The organism is Citrobacter sp. Cpo065, from assembly GCF_030332805.1.
GTDB classification, from domain to species: Bacteria; Pseudomonadota; Gammaproteobacteria; order Enterobacterales; family Enterobacteriaceae; genus Citrobacter; species Citrobacter portucalensis.
This window is the reverse complement of sequence record NZ_JAOWHC010000027.1, coordinates 15,253-32,945: the sequence shown is the minus strand read 5'-3', so window position 1 is coordinate 32,945 and position 17,693 is coordinate 15,253. Positions and strand designations below refer to the sequence as shown.

Here is a 17,693-nt window from a genome sequence, read left to right as displayed (position 1 = left end):
TGGAGGCGCATTATAGGGAGTTTCCTGCGGCCCGCAACCCTTAAATGACAGAAAAATGACTGACTGCTGCATTCCACAGCGAAACCCCGCTTTATACCCATTTACACACAGAGTTATCCACAAACCACACGATCGTTTCTACGATCCTCTCGTTATATCAGCCTCCTTCAACAGAAAAAGAAGAGGTCAAAATCGAAAATTAAAAATTCGCGAGCGTTGCGCAAACGTTTTCGTTACAATGCCCCCGCAAAACAAGGATGCCCCGTAAGGGGCGTTAGCTGAGTTTTTAGCCAAGAATTCACCTAACGCTCTCTGTAATAGTCAAATCCAGGGGATTTACCATGCAACAACGTCGTCCAGTCCGCCGCGCTCTGCTCAGTGTTTCTGACAAGGCCGGTATCATCGAATTCGCTCAGGCACTTTCCGCACGTGGTGTGGAGCTGCTGTCTACAGGTGGCACTGCGCGCCTGTTAGCGGAGAAAGGTCTGCCAGTGACCGAAGTTTCCGATTACACCGGCTTCCCGGAAATGATGGATGGACGCGTGAAGACCCTGCATCCGAAAGTCCACGGTGGCATTCTTGGTCGTCGCGGTCAGGATGACGGAATTATGGAACAGCACGGTATCGCCCCTATCGATATGGTGGTTGTAAACCTGTATCCGTTCGCCGAGACAGTGGCACGCGAAGGCTGCTCGCTGGAAGATGCGGTAGAGAACATTGATATCGGCGGCCCGACCATGGTGCGTTCCGCAGCCAAGAACCATAAAGACGTAGCGATCGTTGTGAAGAGCAGCGACTACGACGCCATTATTAAAGAGATGGATGCCAACGAAGGCTCCCTGACTCTGGAAACCCGCTTTGACCTCGCGATTAAAGCCTTCGAACACACCGCCGCCTACGACAGCATGATTGCCAACTACTTCGGCAGCATGGTTCCGGCTTACCACGGTGAGAGCAAAGAGGCCGCCGGTCGTTTCCCGCGTACGCTGAACCTGAACTTCATTAAGAAGCAGGATATGCGCTACGGCGAGAACAGCCACCAGCAGGCTGCCTTCTATATAGAAGAGAATGTTAAAGAAGCGTCCGTTGCCACCGCGCAGCAGGTACAGGGCAAAGCGCTTTCCTACAACAACATCGCCGATACCGACGCGGCGCTGGAGTGCGTGAAAGAGTTCAGCGAGCCAGCCTGTGTGATCGTTAAGCACGCTAACCCGTGCGGCGTGGCGGTAAGTACCTCTATTCTCGACGCTTACGACCGCGCCTATAAAACCGACCCAACCTCCGCGTTCGGCGGCATCATCGCTTTCAACCGCGAACTGGATGCCGAAACCGCGCAGGCAATTATCTCCCGTCAGTTCGTGGAAGTGATCATCGCCCCGTCCGCAACCGAAGACGCACTGAAAATCACCGCCGCCAAACAGAACGTTCGCGTTCTGACCTGCGGTCAGTGGGCACAACGTGTACCGGGCCTGGACTTCAAACGCGTTAACGGCGGTTTGCTGGTTCAGGACAGGGATCTGGGGATGGTGAGCGAAGGCGAACTGCGCGTGGTGTCCAAACGTCAGCCGACCGAGCAAGAGCTGCGCGATGCACTGTTCTGCTGGAAAGTCGCTAAGTTCGTGAAATCCAACGCCATTGTTTATGCCAAAGAGAACATGACTATCGGCATAGGCGCAGGCCAGATGAGCCGCGTGTACTCCGCAAAAATCGCCGGGATTAAAGCGGCTGACGAAGGTCTGGAAGTGAAAGGCTCTGCAATGGCCTCTGACGCCTTCTTCCCGTTCCGCGATGGTATTGATGCTGCCGCCGCCGTTGGCGTGAGCTGCGTTATCCAGCCCGGTGGTTCTATCCGTGATGACGAAGTCATTGCCGCTGCCGATGAACACGGTATCGCGATGATCTTTACCGACATGCGCCACTTCCGCCATTAATCCACGGAGCAGACGATGAAAGTATTAGTGATTGGCAACGGCGGGCGCGAGCACGCCCTGGCCTGGAAAGCCGCACAGTCCCCGCTGGTTGATACCGTTTTTGTCGCACCGGGTAACGCCGGTACCGCACTGGAGCCCGCGTTGCAGAACGTGGCTATCGGCGTCACCGATATTCCAGCTCTACTGAGCTTTGCCCAGAACGAGAAAATTGACCTGACCATCGTCGGCCCGGAAGCGCCGCTGGTGATTGGCGTGGTCGATGCGTTCCGCGCCGCTGGCCTGAAGATCTTCGGGCCAACCGAAGGCGCTGCACAGCTGGAAGGCTCCAAAGCCTTCACCAAAGATTTCCTCGCCCGTCACCAGATCCCGACGGCGGAATATCAGAACTTCACTGAGATTGAGCCAGCGTTGGCCTATCTGCGTGAGAAAGGCGCGCCGATCGTCATCAAAGCTGACGGCCTGGCCGCCGGTAAAGGCGTTATCGTGGCGATGACGCTGGAGGAAGCAGAAGCCGCCGTTCATGACATGCTGGCAGGTAACGCTTTTGGCGATGCGGGCCACCGTATCGTTATCGAAGAGTTCCTCGACGGCGAAGAAGCGAGCTTTATCGTAATGGTCGACGGCGAGCATGTGCTGCCGATGGCCACCAGCCAGGACCACAAACGCGTAGGCAACGGCGACACTGGCCCGAACACCGGCGGTATGGGTGCTTACTCACCAGCGCCGGTGGTAACTGATGAAGTGCATCAGCGCACCATGGAACGCATTATTTGGCCAACCGTAAAAGGTATGGCGGCAGAAGGGAATACCTACACCGGTTTCCTGTACGCGGGTCTGATGATCGACAAACAGGGCAATCCGAAGGTTATCGAGTTCAACTGCCGCTTCGGCGACCCGGAAACCCAGCCGATCATGCTACGCATGAAATCGGACCTGGTGGAGCTTTGCCTGGCCGCTTGCGACGGCAAGCTGGATGAGAAAACCTCCGAGTGGGACGAACGCGCCTCGCTGGGTGTCGTCATTGCTGCCGGAGGTTATCCAGGTAACTACAACACCGGAGATGAAATCCACGGTCTGCCGCTGGAAGAAGTAGAAGACGGAAAAGTGTTCCATGCAGGCACTAAACTCGCCGAAGACGATCGTGTGTTGACCAGCGGTGGTCGCGTGCTGTGCGCCACCGCCCTGGGTCATACCGTGGCTGAAGCGCAGAAACGCGCTTACGCCCTGATGACCGACATCCGCTGGGATGGCAGCTTCAGCCGTAACGACATCGGCTGGCGCGCCATTGAACGCGAGCAACGCTAACGCGAAATTTTCGCCAGCAGCGTTTTACGCGTAATGCCTAACTGACGGGCGGCTTCCGTTTTATTGCCGCCCGTTTTTTCCAGCGCCGCCAGAATCACCTCTTTTTCGACATCCACCAGCGGTTGGATCACGCCACTGAATTCCGTTTTTATCGGCGTCGCGGCAATCGCCATCGGCAGCTCGCGTTCGGAAATATATTCCCCCGTCAGCAGCACCACCGAGCGCTCAATCGCATTTTCCAGCTCACGAATATTGCCCGGCCAGTCGTAGTGGATCAGCAGATCCATCGCCTGCGGAGTAAAGCCTTTCACCGCTTTACGGTTACGCGCGGCAAAACGCTGGAGAAAATGTTCGGCTAGCAGCGGAATATCTTCCCGGCGCTGGCACAGCGCTGGCATTTCAATGGTGACGACGTTCAGGCGATAGTAGAGATCCTGACGAAAGCGCCCGGCACTGACTTCCTCTGCTAGATCGCGATGCGTAGCGGCGATCAGCCGGACATCAACCGCAATAGTCTGATTGCTACCAACGCGCTGCACTTCTCGCTCCTGGATAGCCCGCAGCAGACGCACCTGCATCAGCGGTGAAATATCACCGATTTCATCAAGAAATAACGTGCCGCCATCAGCTTCCACAAAGCGACCTTCCCGCCGTTTATCCGCCCCGGTAAACGCCCCTTTCTCGTGACCAAAAAGTTCGGACTCCAGCAGCGATTCATTAAGCGCCGCGCAGTTGAGCGTCACCAGCGGTTTATCGCGACGGGCGCTGCTGGCATGTAGCGCCCGGGCCACCAGCTCTTTCCCCGTGCCGGAGTCTCCGTGAATAAGCACCGTCGCATCCGAGGGCGCAACCATCGCGATTTCATTGAGCAACTGCTGCATCGCCGGACTGCTGCCAATCATGCCAAACTGCGCAGCCGACGCCGATGGCAGTTCAGCGCCCGTTTCCCGCGTATGCGCCAGCGCCTTTTCCAGCGTCTCCTGCAGACGGTCAAAATCCAGCGGCTTGATTAAGTAGTCCAGCGCCCCGGTTTTAAGCGCTTCAACGGCAGTCTCCACGCTGGAGAACGCCGTCATGATCAAGACTGGAATCGCCGGATTCAGCGCTTTAATCTCTTTCAGCGTTGCGATGCCGTCCATCTCCGCCATGCGTACATCACACAGCACTAAATCAAATACGCGTTCGCGCACCTGTTCCAGCGCCGCTCGCCCGCTATAGGCCAGCGCGACCTCATAACCCCAGCCGCGCAGCAGCGCCTGTAAAATGGTGCAGTGGCTGATATCGTCATCTACCACCAGAATATTGATTTTTCCGCGCGTCATCCTTGTTAATCCTGTTGTTTCGCTTTGGTCGGCAGCCAAAGGGTAAAGGTCGCGCCTTTGCCCTCAACGCTTGCCACCTGAATGGTGCCACCGTGCTGTTCGATAATGTTCTGCACTACCGCCAGCCCGAGGCCGGTTCCGTCAGCTTTGGTCGTAAAGTAAGGCGTAAAAATGGCCTCCAGCTGTTCCGCCGCAATCCCCTTCCCACTATCGGTAACCACAATTTTAACGCGATCGCCGCTGCTTTCATTCGCTTCAACCGTGATCGTGCCCTGACGACCAATCGCATGAATGGCGTTCAGATACAGATTCAACAAAACCTGAGTCAGCCGGTCAGGATCGGCCTGGATAGCGGGCAGCGTAGAATTGGCCGAAAAGCGGAGCTGGATTTCCCGGCTTGCCGCATCCTGACTCACCAGGTGTAATGAGTGGGTGATAACCTCATTGAGATCCACCTGTTGCAGCGTCAGATGTGCAGGTTTCACCAGCTCCAGCAACTCGCTCACCACCCGATTTAAACGATCCGCCTCTTTCGCCATCACCTGTGCCAGCTCATGCGACTCGCCTCCTGCCGGGGTTCGCTCGGCAAAATACTTCGCTAACCCTTTGATCGATGAAAGCGGGTTACGAATTTCATGTGCCACCCCAGCCGCAAGATGACCAAGTGCTAACAGTTTTTCTTTACGCTTCATCGCATCCTGGAGTTCTTTGTACGAGCGCTGATAGCGCTGATACCAGAAGAACGTCAGCACGGTGGCCAGCAACACAGCCGCCAGCGCAGAGAGGACTATCAGTGTGTTACGCCACTCCCTTGCCTGAGTCGCTGTCAGATCGCTGGCATCAAAGGCGATAAATATGGTTTGTGCTGGGGAGGTAAGCAGCCCGTCATTGCTGGCACAGCGCGCCATGCCGTGGCGTCCTGGACCATACATCGGCTGAAACTGGCGATAAATTTCCAGTGCTGGCGTTTTTTCACCATCCCCCGCTGGAATTTCAATATTCCGCCAGCTTTCTTGCTCCCCAGGACTAAGCTGTCGCAGGACATCCGATGAATAGAGCGTTTTGCCGACCATCGCGGAATTGCTGTGGGTAATAATGACACCATGCTCATCAACGACAGCAAACCATAGCACGCCAGGCTGTACAGCCATTTCCTCCAGTAGCGTCTGCTGTTGTGCATGATGCATGCGCATCCCCATGCCTACGCGCGTACCAGACTCCAGAGCGCGAATGAGCACACTGCCTTTTTCCAGTAGCGTTTGCCGCGCGGCGCCACTTTCCCGCCCATAGTCCCGAATGGTCATAATCGAAAACCAGCCGACCAAAACCAGGATTGCCGCCAGCAAGAGTCGGCTCAACCACTTTGCCACCGTATCCTTATAAAGACGCATACGCTCTCCCTTCACCCCGCTTGTTCCTTTCATCGTTGCAGGTATACAGCAGAAATCATGCCATTTTTTCCCCCTGATAACCCTGCCCTCAGACACAAACAGCTGAAAGTAACGGGTAAAAATGACTCGCTGGCGCGTTCTGGCGAGTCATTTTTACTCGTTTCCCTGCAAAGACGGCGGGTACAACACCCGCAGGACCGGGATTGCCACTTTGGCACGGAAGATGCAAAAGGGAATGTAAGCTAACCAACAGGAGAACGAACCATGAAACGGAACAACAAACTGGCGCTGATTGCACTCTCTCTTATCGCACTGGGTTCGACCCCGGCGCTGGCGCAGAATCACTGGGGATATGGTGACGGAATGCAGCAACGGGGCGGTACGCCAATGACCGCTGAGCAGCAGGCTACCGCACAGAAAATCTATGATGATTATTATTCCCAGACCAGCGCGTTGCGCCAACAGCTGACATCCAAACGTTATGAGTACAATGCACTATTAACGGCCAGCTCTCCGGACACGGCAAAAATTAACGCCGTTGCAAAAGAGATGGAAGCGTTGAATCAGTCTCTGGACGAGCAGCGCGTTAAACGTGATGTCGCAATGGCGCAGGCTGGCGTGCCACGTGGCGCGGGAATGGGCTACGGCGGATGCGGCGGTGGCGGTAACCATCGCGGCGGCGGCCATATGGGAATGGGCCACTGGTAAAAGACTTAATGCCTGATGACGCTATACGGATCAGGCCTGCTGATTTCCTGTATTCAGGTTTTCAGAAAGTTTTGGCTGTAGGCTGCCAGTGACAAAAATCTTCATTGGCGACCAGCAGTAGCTGCGACCCTTCGGGCGCTTCCAGCCATGCCACACTCACCTCTACGGATGAATGTCTCTGGCGGCGCTCGATATGGTTTATCGCCCACGACTCCAGGTCTGGCTTCAGCGTTTCACCTTCACAAGTTGTGACCGTGTTATCCGCATGCCAACGTCCCTGACGCAATATCACCCGTCCCTGACGCAGCGCATCGCTGGTCTGGCGAATTTGATCGGCACGATAGCGGTAAAGCGCGATTTGATCGCTGGAAAGCTGCTGCTTTTGCCCGTCGACTTCACGCTGCATGAAGCTCAGTTCGCCCCGGTCATCGAAGCGTATACGGACATGTTCAGCCGGTTTACTGTAAACGTTGAGTTCTATCAGAGAGAGCGAATCACCCTGCCAGCGGTATTCACTGGTAGTGGTTTCGCCTTTACGCCACGGACTAAATACCGAGAGCAAGTGAACATCGTCACCGGAGTCTTTACGCCAAATGCGTACCGCCCCCTGATCGCCAACATAGCCGCTGGCCGTGAAAGGAGGAAGCTCAGAATGGCTACCGCAGGCAGACAGTAACAGAACACCTGAAAGCCAAAGCGTATGACGCCAGATGGACAAAAGGGGCGAAACCGCCCCTTCGTTAAAACTGTTCACTGCCACGCGAATTACTTAACCGCGTCTTTCAGTGCTTTACCAGAAACAAATGCCGGTACGTTAGCTGCGGCGATTTTGATTTCTTTACCGGTCTGCGGGTTGCGGCCAGTGCGCTCAGCACGGTGGTTCACTTTGAAGGTACCGAAACCAACCAGTTGTACAGCATCGCCTTCTTTCAGAGACTCAGTAATAGCAGCCAGAGTGGATTCCAGAGCAGCTTTAGCCTGTGTTTTAGACAGTTCTGCTTTGTCTGCAATTACATCAATCAGTTGAGTCTTGTTCATAAGTTATCCTTACAATGTGTTTATCGCTTGCTAAGCATCGAGTGCGACGGAAATGCCAGAAAAGCACTCTCCTGCATACACGCACCGATAGCCACTTTTTTTCGCCCCCCAAATGTAGACCAGACCGGGGGCGGATGGGAAGCCTTCAGGCACGACAAATCAGGCGTTAAATCACGTTTTGTGGTGTCATTGCTGAAAATTTATACCAATATTGCTCTCGCCAGCCTCGCGCAGGTCTGCACGCAGCCCTTTTATCAGCTCAATATCGCGTTCTTCACAGTCGGCTAAAAGTCGGAAAATTTCCCACTGAATATCCCATTCTTGCTCAACGGCAGGGTTCTCTTTGAGCTCTTCATCGGTCATTTCGCGACCAGCCTGAGTCATTTCCAGCATCGCAACCGTCGTAATCGAAGCCTTACTCACTTCGATTGCATGCTCCAGCGTTTCACCGCTAAGACGCGAATGCATCAGTTCGCTTAATGCCACACAGGCATCAATCGCCGGATAAACACCGTACAGATCGTAATCGTCTGCAGAAGGAATGGCCTCTTCAAATTTTTCCAGCTGGCTGTCGAAATTGATTTTCGCGTCTTTAACCGTCAGCGCTTCCCAAATCAGATCCAGAATTCGGCGGTAAATCTGTCCATCGCCAAATTCAGTTTGCTTGCAGAACATGGCGTAGTTTGGGTACATGCGTTCGCACAGACAAGCCATAAACGTGACGTGCTGCCAGCTTTCCAGCTTCTCCAGACGCAGGTGAATCGGATTTTGTAACATGATGAGTTCTCAAATACGGAAATTAGCCGCAGTTTACCCGATATGGGGCGTTTTTGCTGCAAGCCGAGTAAAAGCCGGGCGTTCGGATGCCACTGCATCTGCCCAGCGTGTGGGTTCCGGCAAACGATAGCCGTTCATACAGCGTTGAACCCACGCCAGTGCGCTGTCCATACTCACGCGGTGGCCCGTGGAAATAAACAACGGGTTACAGCGCGCTTTGCTGCGCCAGACCCATGCCAGTTGTTCGCCTTTATCCAGCAACGGCGCTAGCGCACCAGGTTCAGCAGCGAGCGATTCAAACTTGCCGCACAACCGTTTTTTCGCCACGCCAATCGTTGGTACGTCCACCAGCAGGCCAAAATGGCTGGCCACGCCCAGACGACGCGGGTGAGAAATGCCATGACCGTCAACGAACAGCAGATCTGGCTTGTGCGAGAGCAGTTGCCAGGCGGCCATCAGCGCGGGAGTTTCACGAAAGGAGAGAAAACCGGGAATGTAGGGCATGGTGGTGGCGATACGCGCCACCTTGTATTCGACCAGTTCAAGCGTGGGATACTTCAGTAAGACCATCGCGGCTCGCGTCACTTCGCCACCCTGCTCAAACCCAACGTCCGCCCCGCCGATCAGATCCGGCGGATCGTTCTTCAGACGATCCTCGCGGATCACTGAAGAGGCCAGTTCAAGCTGCTGCGCGCGTAATGACGCGAGATCCATGATGACTCCTTAGCGGTGGTACTGTTCGGACAACCGATGTACCGCCTCCACAAAGACACCCGCATGTTCTGGCGGGACGTCCTGATGAATGCCGTGGCCCAGGTTAAAGACATGCCCTTCACCCTGACCGAATCCGGCCAGAATTATCGCCACCTCTTCTTCGATGCGGGCTGGCGGCGCATACAGCATGGACGGATCCATATTGCCCTGGAGCGCCACTTTATGACCGACACGACGACGCGCATCGGCAATGTCAGTGGTCCAGTCGAGACCTAACGCATCACAGCCGGTCTCCGCCATCGCTTCCAGCCACTGACCACCGCCTTTGGTAAACAGGGTCACCGGTACGCGACGACCTTCGTTCTCGCGCAGCAGGCCATCAACGATTTTGTGCATGTAGTACAAAGAAAACTGCTGATAGTCGCGACCGGTCAGCACGCCACCCCAGGTGTCGAAAATCATCACCGACTGCGCACCCGCTTTGATCTGCGCGTTCAGGTACAGCGTGACGCTCTTCGCCAGCTTATCAAGCAGCAGATGCAGCGCTTTAGGGTCGGCGTACATCATCTTTTTAATCACGGTGAAGGCTTTGCTGCTGCCGCCTTCAACCATGTAGGTCGCCAGCGTCCACGGGCTACCGGAGAAGCCGATCAGCGGCACTTCGCCTTTCAGTTCACGGCGGATAGTGCGCACCGCGTTCATCACGTACCCCAGCCCATCTTCCGGGTCCGGGATCGGCAGTTTGTCGACATCAGCCTTGCTGGTAATCGGAGAGGTGAAGCGTGGGCCTTCACCTGCTTCAAAATACAGCCCGAGTCCCATCGCATCCGGGATCGTCAGGATATCCGAGAAGAGGATCGCGGCATCAAGTTTATAGCGACGCAGCGGCTGCAGCGTGACTTCGCAGGCCAGCTCGGCATTTTTGCACAGCGCCATAAAATCGCCCGCTTCGGCACGGGTAGCTTTGTATTCCGGTAGATAGCGGCCTGCCTGGCGCATCATCCATACCGGAGTGACATCAACGGGCTGGCGCAGCAGCGCACGCAGATAACGATCGTTCTTCAGTTCGGTCATTTTTGCAGTTCCTTATTGCGTCAGTCCATCAGTGTATCACCACTCGCTCTTTACTCGTACTCAGCCCGACACATTGCCACAGTGTCTTCAATCAATCGACGCGCGACAGTACCGGGCGGGGGTAAGAGCGGTAAGTCGTCATAGCGATACCAGTTCGCTTCCAGCAGCTCTTTCGGATCGATGACGATTTCGCCGCTATCATACTCCGCCATAAATGCGGTCATCAAAGACTGCGGGAACGGCCATGGCTGAGAAGTGACATAGCGCAGGTTTTTCACCTTAATGCCGCTCTCTTCCATGACTTCACGCGCCACCGCCTGTTCTAAGGTCTCACCTACTTCGACAAAACCCGCCAGTACGGTATGCACGCCGTTACGATGGCGAACATGTTGGGCAAGCAGGATGGAATCATCTCGGCGAATAGCGACGATTATGCACGGGGCAATTTGCGGGTAATAACGTTCACGGCAGTGGCTACAGAGCATCGCCCACTCTGTTTTACTCGGGTGCATGGGATGGCCGCAGTAGCCGCAGAATTTATGCGAGCGATAGAACTCCGCCAGCTGTACGCCGCGTCCGGCCAGTTGAAACAGGCCAACGTCCTGGTCAATGACCTGGCGCACCGACCCCATATCGTGTCGACGCTGCTGCTGCACCAGCCAGACAGTCTCCCCTTCCCACTCGCCTATTGGCAGCGCGCGCTGACCAATCAGATCAAAACGGGCTGCGTCGCCATAAGGTAGCTCGCCATGAGGTAACCATAACTTTTGCTCATGACTGACGATCCACCAGCCGCTATCTAATTTTTCAATTATACGATCCATATCTCTTGCGCAACCTTTGCTTCACAGGCATGTTGTTTACATTATTTTTACATTTACGGGTGAGCAGTTCCTAAACACCATCTTGCGGAGTCAATCATGCTAAACCAGCTGGAAAGCCTGACGGAGCACGTCGGAGGAAGTAATAAACTGGTTGATCGCTGGCTACATGTACGTAAGCACCTGCTCGTGGCTTACTACAATCTGGTTGGCATTAAGCCTGGCAAAGAATCGTACATGCGACTCAATGAAAAAGCGCTGGATGATTTTTGTCAGAGCCTGGTCGATTACCTCTCCACCGGACACTTCAGTATTTATGAACGTATTCTCCATAAATTGGAAGGGAACGGGCAGCTTTTAAAAGCCACAAAAATTTGGCCGCTGCTGGAAGCCAATACGCAGCTGATCATGGACTACTATGACTCCAGCCTGGAAACGGCGATTGATCATGATAATTTCCTTGAATTTCAACAGGTTTTATCGGATCTCGGCGAGGCACTGGAAGCCCGATTCGTGCTGGAAGATAAGTTGATCATGCTGGTATTTGACGCAATGCACGAGAGTAACACTCTCAAACGTCATGCTTGAGATTTGCGGCATTAACGCGTAGTTTACATTCATTACCTCTTTACTGAGGTTACTTCTTGTCGGAGTGCTTATTTTCCACAGCAGCATGAGTGGAAAAGGCTGAGACCGTTAATTCGGGATCCGCGGAACCTGATCAGGTTAAAACCTGCGAAGGGAACAAGAGTCAATCTACAATAGCATCGCCTCCGGGCGAGCTTCTCTCTTGCTTCATCCGTCGTCTGACAAGCCATATCCTTACTTTTATTTGGAATGAGCTATGTCTGCCACTACTAAACCATCACGCCGCGAACAGCGCGCTCAAGCCCAACACTTTATCGATACCCTGGAAGGGACCGCCTTCCCTAACTCAAAACGCATTTATATTACCGGTTCGCAGCCGGATATCCGCATTCCGATGCGCGAAATTCAGCTCAGCCCAACGCTGACTGGCGGCACAAAAGACAACCCGCAGTTCGAAGAGAACGAAGCCGTTCCGGTATACGACACCTCCGGACCGTATGGCGATCCTGACGTGGCGATTAACGTCCAGCAGGGTCTGGCAAAGCTGCGCCAGCCGTGGATTGCGGCGCGTAACGATAGCGAAGAATTAGACGACCGGAGTTCCGCTTATACCAAAGAACGTCTGGCCGACGATGGCCTGGACGAGCTGCGTTTCACCGGTCTGCTGACACCAAAGCGCGCCAAAGCGGGTAAGCGAGTCACCCAACTGCACTACGCCCGCCAGGGAATAGTGACCCCGGAGATGGAGTTCATCGCCATCCGTGAAAACATGGGCCGCGAGCGCATTCGCAGTGAAGTGCTGCGTCACCAGCATCCGGGGATGAACTTTGGTGCACGCCTGCCGGAAAACATCACGCCGGAATTCGTGCGTGATGAAGTGGCCGCGGGCCGCGCGATTATTCCTGCTAACATCAACCACCCGGAATCCGAGCCGATGATTATCGGTCGCAACTTCCTGGTGAAGGTTAACGCCAACATCGGTAACTCTGCCGTCACCTCCTCCATTGAAGAGGAGGTAGAGAAGCTGGTGTGGTCGACGCGCTGGGGCGCTGACACGGTGATGGATCTCTCCACCGGTCGCTATATCCACGAAACCCGCGAGTGGATCCTGCGTAACAGTCCGGTACCGATCGGTACTGTGCCGATCTACCAGGCGCTGGAGAAGGTCAACGGGATCGCCGAAGATCTCACCTGGGAAGCCTTCCGCGACACGCTGCTGGAGCAGGCCGAACAGGGCGTCGACTACTTCACCATTCACGCGGGCGTGCTGCTGCGCTACGTGCCGATGACTGCCAAACGCCTGACTGGCATTGTCTCACGCGGCGGTTCAATTATGGCGAAATGGTGCCTTTCTCATCACAAAGAGAACTTCCTGTACGAACATTTCCGCGAGATTTGCGAAATCTGCGCTGCCTACGACGTCTCTTTGTCGCTGGGTGACGGCCTGCGCCCGGGTTCAATTCAGGATGCGAACGACGAAGCGCAGTTCTCCGAGCTGCATACGCTGGGCGAGCTGACCAAAATCGCCTGGGAATACGACGTGCAGGTGATGATAGAAGGCCCGGGTCATGTGCCCATGCATATGATCCAGCGCAACATGACCGAAGAGCTGGAGCACTGCCATGAAGCACCGTTTTACACCTTAGGGCCATTGACCACCGATATCGCACCGGGCTACGACCACTTCACTTCCGGGATCGGTGCGGCGATGATCGGCTGGTTTGGCTGCGCGATGCTGTGCTACGTCACGCCAAAAGAGCACCTCGGCCTGCCGAACAAAGAAGATGTTAAGCAAGGGTTGATTACCTACAAGATTGCCGCCCACGCAGCTGACTTAGCAAAAGGTCATCCAGGCGCGCAGATCCGCGATAACGCCATGTCGAAAGCGCGCTTCGAATTCCGCTGGGAAGACCAGTTTAACCTCGCGCTCGACCCATTCACCGCCCGTGCCTACCACGATGAAACCCTGCCACAGGAATCCGGTAAGGTCGCCCACTTCTGCTCCATGTGCGGGCCGAAGTTCTGCTCGATGAAAATCAGCCAGGAGGTTCGCGACTACGCTGCTGCACAAACGATTGAAGTCGGCATGGCAGATATGTCGGAGAACTTCCGCGCCAAAGGCGGCGAAATCTACCTCAAAAAAGAGGAGGCGTAATGTACCAGCCTGATTTCCCGACCGTGCCGTTTCGCCTCGGGCTTTACCCGGTGGTGGACAGAGTGCAATGGATTGAACGCTTGCTGCAGGCGGGCGTACGCACGATCCAACTGCGCATTAAAGATAAGCGTGATGAAGAGGTCGAAGCCGACGTTATGGCCGCCATTGAACTGGGGCGTTGCTATGACGCCCGTCTGTTTATCAACGACTACTGGCGTCTGGCAATTAAGCACCGCGCTTACGGTGTACATCTGGGCCAGGAAGACCTTGAAACCACCGACCTGAAGGCGATTCAGGCGGCGGGGCTGCGCCTGGGGGTCTCCACTCACGATGATATGGAGATCGACGTCGCGCTCGCCGCTAAGCCTTCTTATATCGCGCTGGGTCATGTTTTTCCCACGCAAACCAAACAGATGCCTTCCGCCCCGCAGGGACTCACGCAACTGGCAAACCATATTGAACGACTAGCGGATTACCCGACCGTCGCCATTGGCGGTATCAGCCTTGAGCGCGCCCCGGCAGTACTGGCGACCGGCGTCGGCAGCATTGCCGTGGTCAGCGCCATTACCCAGGCGGCTGACTGGCAGGCCACCACGGCGAAGTTATTGGATATCGCGGGAGTGGGCGATGAATGACCGCGACTTTATGCGTTACAGCCGGCAGATCCTGCTCGGCGATATCGCCATTGAAGGCCAGCAAAAACTACTCGATAGCCATGTGCTGATTGTCGGTTTAGGCGGGTTAGGTTCGCCTGCCGCGCTGTATCTGGCGGGAGCAGGCATCGGAAAACTGACGCTGGTAGACGATGACGACATTCATCTGAGCAACCTGCAGCGCCAGATCCTGTTTACCACTGATGATATCGCACGTTCAAAATCGCAGGTTGCCCAGCAGCGCCTGACGCGGCTCAACCCGGATATCGAGCTGGTGTCACTCCAGCAGCGACTGAAAGGCGATGCGCTTCGGCATGCGGTAGCGCGTGCCGATGTGGTGCTCGACTGTACCGATAACATGGCCACGCGCCAGGAAATTAACGCCGCCTGCGTAACGCTCAACACCCCGCTCGTCACCGCCAGCGCCGTCGGCTTTGGCGGCCAACTGATGGTGCTGACGCCCCCGTGGGAACAAGGATGTTACCGCTGCCTGTGGCCGGACGATGTAGAGCCCGAACGCAACTGCCGTACCGCCGGTATCGTCGGACCGGTTGTGGGCGTGATGGGCACCCTGCAGGCGTTGGAAGCGATTAAATTGCTCAGCGGTATTGAGACGCCCAGCGGAGAGCTACGCCTGTTTGACGGTAAAACCAGCCAGTGGCGCAGCTTCGCACTACGACGTGCCAGCGGCTGCCCGGTATGCGGAGGGCAACATGCAGATTCAGTTCAATGATGAGCCGATGCAGTGCGCCGAAGGACAAACCGTCAGTGGGCTGCTCACTGCGCTTAATCAGCTTAAACCGGGCGCGGCGCTGGCGCTCAATCAGCAGATCCTCCCGCGCGAGCAGTGGGAGCAGCAAATCGTGCAGGAAGGCGACCAGATCCTGCTTTTTCAGGTTATTGCAGGGGGTTGATATGTTACGTATTGCCGACAAAACGTTTGATTCGCATCTGTTCACCGGCACCGGAAAGTTTGCTTCATCGCAGCTGATGGTTGAGGCGATTCGCGCCTCCGGCAGCCAACTGGTAACGCTGGCCATGAAGCGCGTGGATTTGCGTCAGCACAACGATGCCATTCTGGCGCCGCTGGTAGACGCTGGTGTGACGCTGTTGCCCAACACTTCGGGGGCAAAAACCGCTGAAGAGGCGATTTTTGCTGCCCAGTTGGCGCGTGAAGCGCTGGGCACAAACTGGCTGAAATTAGAAATCCATCCGGACGCCCGCTGGCTGTTACCCGATCCAATCGAAACATTGAAAGCCGCAGAAGTACTGGTGAAAAAGGGCTTCGTGGTACTGCCTTACTGTGGCGCAGATCCGGTGCTGTGCAAACGGCTGGAAGAAGTAGGCTGTTCTGCAGTCATGCCGCTCGGCGCGCCCATCGGTTCTAATCAGGGGCTGGAAACCAAAGCGATGCTGGAGATTATTATCCAACAGGCGACCGTGCCGGTGGTGGTTGATGCAGGCATCGGCGTCCCCAGCCACGCCACGCAGGCGCTGGAAATGGGCGCCGACGCGGTGTTGGTCAATACGGCAATCGCGGTAGCCGACAGCCCGGTGATGATGGCAACCGCCTTCCGCCTGGCCGTTGAAGCTGGCTTGCTGGCACGCCAGGCGGTACCAGGAAGCAAAAGTTCGCAGGCAAGTCCCACCAGCCCGTTAACCGGATTCCTGGAGGCCTTCGCATGAAAACGTTCAGCGACCGCTGGCGGCAGCTGGACTGGGATGACATCCGCCTGCGCATCAACGGTAAAACCGCCGCTGACGTAGAGCGCGCCCTCAACGCTTCGCATCTTAGTCGCGACGATCTGATGGCATTGCTCTCTCCTGCCGCCGCCGATTATCTGGAGCCGCTGGCGCAGCGGGCGCAGAAGCTCACCCGTCAGCGTTTTGGTAACACTGTGAGCTTTTACGTGCCGTTGTATCTCTCCAACCTTTGCGCCAACGACTGCACCTACTGCGGTTTTTCGATGAGCAACCGTATCAAACGCAAAACGCTGGACGAAGATGAGATAACACGGGAGTGTGCGGCTATCCGTGAGCTGGGTTTTGAGCATCTGCTGCTGGTCACTGGTGAACATCAGGCAAAAGTGGGGATGGATTACTTTCGTCGCCATTTGCCTGCCATTCGCCGCCAGTTCGCCTCTTTACAGATGGAGGTACAGCCGTTGTCAGAGGCTGAATATGCAGAGCTGAAGACGCTGGGGCTGGATGGCGTAATGGTGTATCAGGAGAGTTATCATGAGGCAACTTACGCTCGTCACCATTTAAAAGGGAAAAAGCAGGATTTCTTCTGGCGCCTGGAAACGCCGGACAGGCTGGGCCGCGCAGGGATCGACAAAATCGGTCTTGGCGCGTTGATTGGTTTGTCCGACAGCTGGCGGGTTGATTGCTATATGGTGGCTGAACATCTGCTATGGATGCAGCAGCATTACTGGCAGAGCCGTTACTCTATCTCCTTCCCTCGCCTGCGCCCATGCACCGGAGGCGTTGAGCCTGCATCGATCATGGATGAGCGACAGTTGGTCCAGACCATTTGCGCGTTTCGTTTACTGGCGCCAGAAATTGAGCTGTCACTCTCCACCCGCGAATCGCCATGGTTTCGTGACCATGTGATCCCGTTGGCGATCAACAACGTCAGCGCCTTCTCAAAAACCCAGCCCGGTGGTTATGCCGATAACAACCCCGAACTGGAACAGTTCTCCCCGCACGACGATCGTCGCCCAGAAGCCGTTGCTGAAGCACTCATGGCCCAGGGTTTACAGCCCGTGTGGAAAGACTGGGACAGCTATCTGGGGCGCGCTTCACAGGTACCGTAGGTCAGGAGCAATCGCATAAACAAAAAAACCCGCTTTCGCGGGTTTTTTCTTCACTGGCACTTAACTGCTCGGGCTCTGGCCTTCATCGCTATCGTAAGCGCTCGTGAAATTATCGGCGATTACAGCGCGACAACGTTAACAGCAGACGGGCCTTTAGCGCCATTCTCCACGGAGAACTCCACCTTTTGACCTTCATCTAACGTTTTAAAATCGTTACTCTGGATAGCGGAGAAATGTACAAACACATCCTTGCTACCGTCCTGAGGAGTGATAAAGCCGAAGCCTTTATCAGAGTTAAACCATTTTACTAAACCAGTCATTTTGTTAGACATAGATACTTCCTTTCATGTTTTTGAGCCGCTTATGCAGCGAAGATGGCCTGTTTTGCAGAAATTAACTT

At 55.3% G+C, this 17,693-nt stretch carries 19 protein-coding genes and 1 riboswitch; of the genes, 10 read left to right on the top strand and 9 right to left on the bottom strand.

All coding sequences use genetic code 11. The annotated features are described in order from the left end of the window. Nucleotides 1-341 precede the first annotated feature (341 nt). Both purH and purD read left to right on the top strand, forming a co-directional pair. Nucleotides 342-1,931, top strand: coding sequence for a bifunctional phosphoribosylaminoimidazolecarboxamide formyltransferase/IMP cyclohydrolase (gene purH, locus OGY68_RS06010; protein WP_008787105.1), 1,590 nt, complete (start codon nucleotides 342-344; stop codon nucleotides 1,929-1,931). A 15-nt stretch (nucleotides 1,932-1,946) separates the two neighbouring features. Continuing rightward, complete coding sequence (purD, locus tag OGY68_RS06005; protein WP_048227505.1) at nucleotides 1,947-3,236, top strand: phosphoribosylamine--glycine ligase; 1,290 nt, start codon at nucleotides 1,947-1,949, stop codon at nucleotides 3,234-3,236. On the opposite strand, the gene zraR is transcribed toward purD, so the two are convergent. Together zraR and zraS are read right to left on the bottom strand one after the other, a co-directional pair. Further along, on the bottom strand, nucleotides 3,233-4,558 hold the full coding sequence (gene zraR, locus OGY68_RS06000; protein WP_103285906.1) for a sigma-54-dependent response regulator transcription factor ZraR: 1,326 nt from the start codon (nucleotides 4,556-4,558) through the stop codon (nucleotides 3,233-3,235). The genes purD and zraR overlap by 4 nt on opposite strands. A gap of 5 nt (nucleotides 4,559-4,563) precedes the next feature. Continuing rightward, on the bottom strand, nucleotides 4,564-5,949 hold the full coding sequence (zraS, locus tag OGY68_RS05995; RefSeq protein ID WP_057068785.1) for a two-component system sensor histidine kinase ZraS: 1,386 nt from the start codon (nucleotides 5,947-5,949) through the stop codon (nucleotides 4,564-4,566). A 264-nt stretch (nucleotides 5,950-6,213) separates the two neighbouring features. Here zraS and zraP point away from each other — a divergent pair, with 264 nt between their 5' ends. Next, nucleotides 6,214-6,657, top strand: a complete 444-nt coding sequence (gene zraP, locus OGY68_RS05990; protein ID WP_047407315.1) for a zinc resistance sensor/chaperone ZraP — start codon at nucleotides 6,214-6,216, stop codon at nucleotides 6,655-6,657. A 61-nt stretch (nucleotides 6,658-6,718) separates the two neighbouring features. On the opposite strand, the gene OGY68_RS05985 is transcribed toward zraP, so the two are convergent. From OGY68_RS05985 to nudC, 6 genes are all read right to left on the bottom strand, one after another. Continuing rightward, nucleotides 6,719-7,411, bottom strand: coding sequence for a DUF1481 domain-containing protein (locus OGY68_RS05985; protein WP_032945667.1), 693 nt, complete (start codon nucleotides 7,409-7,411; stop codon nucleotides 6,719-6,721). 11 nt (nucleotides 7,412-7,422) lie between these two features. Continuing rightward, on the bottom strand, nucleotides 7,423-7,695 hold the full coding sequence (gene hupA, locus OGY68_RS05980) for a nucleoid-associated protein HU-alpha (protein ID WP_001044509.1): 273 nt from the start codon (nucleotides 7,693-7,695) through the stop codon (nucleotides 7,423-7,425). A 186-nt stretch (nucleotides 7,696-7,881) separates the two neighbouring features. After that, complete coding sequence (locus OGY68_RS05975; protein ID WP_003842015.1) at nucleotides 7,882-8,472, bottom strand: YjaG family protein; 591 nt, start codon at nucleotides 8,470-8,472, stop codon at nucleotides 7,882-7,884. A gap of 33 nt (nucleotides 8,473-8,505) precedes the next feature. Continuing rightward, entirely contained in the window at nucleotides 8,506-9,186 is a 681-nt protein-coding gene (gene nfi / locus OGY68_RS05970; RefSeq protein WP_048237131.1) for a deoxyribonuclease V, read from the bottom strand. A 9-nt stretch (nucleotides 9,187-9,195) separates the two neighbouring features. Next, a complete protein-coding gene (gene hemE / locus OGY68_RS05965; RefSeq protein ID WP_032945655.1) occupies nucleotides 9,196-10,260 on the bottom strand; it encodes a uroporphyrinogen decarboxylase in 1,065 nt (354 codons plus the stop codon). A 50-nt stretch (nucleotides 10,261-10,310) separates the two neighbouring features. Beyond that, on the bottom strand, nucleotides 10,311-11,084 hold the full coding sequence (gene nudC, locus OGY68_RS05960; RefSeq protein ID WP_003033074.1) for an NAD(+) diphosphatase: 774 nt from the start codon (nucleotides 11,082-11,084) through the stop codon (nucleotides 10,311-10,313). Nucleotides 11,085-11,180: 96 nt separating this feature from the next. Between nudC and OGY68_RS05955 the strand changes: the two genes are divergently transcribed. From OGY68_RS05955 to thiH, 7 genes are all read left to right on the top strand, one after another. Then, on the top strand, nucleotides 11,181-11,669 hold the full coding sequence (locus tag OGY68_RS05955; RefSeq protein ID WP_032945654.1) for an Rsd/AlgQ family anti-sigma factor: 489 nt from the start codon (nucleotides 11,181-11,183) through the stop codon (nucleotides 11,667-11,669). 50 nt (nucleotides 11,670-11,719) lie between these two features. Then, nucleotides 11,720-11,842: riboswitch (TPP riboswitch) on the top strand. A gap of 83 nt (nucleotides 11,843-11,925) precedes the next feature. Further along, nucleotides 11,926-13,824: a phosphomethylpyrimidine synthase ThiC gene (gene thiC / locus OGY68_RS05950; protein WP_032945653.1), complete on the top strand. Its 1,899-nt coding sequence runs from the start codon at nucleotides 11,926-11,928 to the stop codon at nucleotides 13,822-13,824. Next, nucleotides 13,824-14,459 (top strand): thiamine phosphate synthase, encoded by a 636-nt coding sequence (thiE, locus tag OGY68_RS05945; RefSeq protein WP_057068783.1) that lies wholly within the window; start codon nucleotides 13,824-13,826, stop codon nucleotides 14,457-14,459. Before thiC ends, thiE begins: the two co-directional genes overlap by 1 nt. Further along, nucleotides 14,452-15,210: a HesA/MoeB/ThiF family protein gene (locus OGY68_RS05940; RefSeq protein ID WP_003826902.1), complete on the top strand. Its 759-nt coding sequence runs from the start codon at nucleotides 14,452-14,454 to the stop codon at nucleotides 15,208-15,210. Before thiE ends, OGY68_RS05940 begins: the two co-directional genes overlap by 8 nt. Further along, nucleotides 15,191-15,391, top strand: coding sequence for a sulfur carrier protein ThiS (gene thiS / locus OGY68_RS05935; protein WP_016155307.1), 201 nt, complete (start codon nucleotides 15,191-15,193; stop codon nucleotides 15,389-15,391). Before OGY68_RS05940 ends, thiS begins: the two co-directional genes overlap by 20 nt. Before the next feature lies 1 nt (nucleotide 15,392). Continuing rightward, complete coding sequence (gene thiG, locus OGY68_RS05930; RefSeq protein WP_057068781.1) at nucleotides 15,393-16,163, top strand: thiazole synthase; 771 nt, start codon at nucleotides 15,393-15,395, stop codon at nucleotides 16,161-16,163. Continuing rightward, nucleotides 16,160-17,293, top strand: coding sequence for a 2-iminoacetate synthase ThiH (gene thiH, locus OGY68_RS05925; protein ID WP_057068779.1), 1,134 nt, complete (start codon nucleotides 16,160-16,162; stop codon nucleotides 17,291-17,293). Before thiG ends, thiH begins: the two co-directional genes overlap by 4 nt. Before the next feature lie 119 nt (nucleotides 17,294-17,412). Here thiH and cspG read toward each other — a convergent pair whose 3' ends face one another. After that, nucleotides 17,413-17,625 (bottom strand): cold shock protein CspG, encoded by a 213-nt coding sequence (gene cspG, locus OGY68_RS05920; RefSeq protein ID WP_003033098.1) that lies wholly within the window; start codon nucleotides 17,623-17,625, stop codon nucleotides 17,413-17,415. Nucleotides 17,626-17,693 lie beyond the last annotated feature (68 nt).

Bases quoted from the DNA above. Each gene is read 5' to 3' on its own strand.
- purH (WP_008787105.1), top strand. From the start codon at position 342: ATGCAACAACGTCGTCCAGTCCGCCGCGCTCTGCTCAGTGTTTCTGAC.
- purD (WP_048227505.1), top strand. From the start codon at position 1,947: ATGAAAGTATTAGTGATTGGCAACGGCGGGCGCGAGCACGCCCTGGCC.
- zraR (WP_103285906.1), bottom strand. From the start codon at position 4,558: ATGACGCGCGGAAAAATCAATATTCTGGTGGTAGATGACGATATCAGC.
- zraS (WP_057068785.1), bottom strand. From the start codon at position 5,949: ATGCGTCTTTATAAGGATACGGTGGCAAAGTGGTTGAGCCGACTCTTG.
- zraP (WP_047407315.1), top strand. From the start codon at position 6,214: ATGAAACGGAACAACAAACTGGCGCTGATTGCACTCTCTCTTATCGCA.
- hupA (WP_001044509.1), bottom strand. From the start codon at position 7,695: ATGAACAAGACTCAACTGATTGATGTAATTGCAGACAAAGCAGAACTG.
- OGY68_RS05975 (WP_003842015.1), bottom strand. From the start codon at position 8,472: ATGTTACAAAATCCGATTCACCTGCGTCTGGAGAAGCTGGAAAGCTGG.
- nfi (WP_048237131.1), bottom strand. From the start codon at position 9,186: ATGGATCTCGCGTCATTACGCGCGCAGCAGCTTGAACTGGCCTCTTCA.
- hemE (WP_032945655.1), bottom strand. From the start codon at position 10,260: ATGACCGAACTGAAGAACGATCGTTATCTGCGTGCGCTGCTGCGCCAG.
- nudC (WP_003033074.1), bottom strand. From the start codon at position 11,084: ATGGATCGTATAATTGAAAAATTAGATAGCGGCTGGTGGATCGTCAGT.
- OGY68_RS05955 (WP_032945654.1), top strand. From the start codon at position 11,181: ATGCTAAACCAGCTGGAAAGCCTGACGGAGCACGTCGGAGGAAGTAAT.
- thiC (WP_032945653.1), top strand. From the start codon at position 11,926: ATGTCTGCCACTACTAAACCATCACGCCGCGAACAGCGCGCTCAAGCC.
- thiE (WP_057068783.1), top strand. From the start codon at position 13,824: ATGTACCAGCCTGATTTCCCGACCGTGCCGTTTCGCCTCGGGCTTTAC.
- OGY68_RS05940 (WP_003826902.1), top strand. From the start codon at position 14,452: ATGAATGACCGCGACTTTATGCGTTACAGCCGGCAGATCCTGCTCGGC.
- thiS (WP_016155307.1), top strand. From the start codon at position 15,191: ATGCAGATTCAGTTCAATGATGAGCCGATGCAGTGCGCCGAAGGACAA.
- thiG (WP_057068781.1), top strand. From the start codon at position 15,393: ATGTTACGTATTGCCGACAAAACGTTTGATTCGCATCTGTTCACCGGC.
- thiH (WP_057068779.1), top strand. From the start codon at position 16,160: ATGAAAACGTTCAGCGACCGCTGGCGGCAGCTGGACTGGGATGACATC.
- cspG (WP_003033098.1), bottom strand. From the start codon at position 17,625: ATGTCTAACAAAATGACTGGTTTAGTAAAATGGTTTAACTCTGATAAA.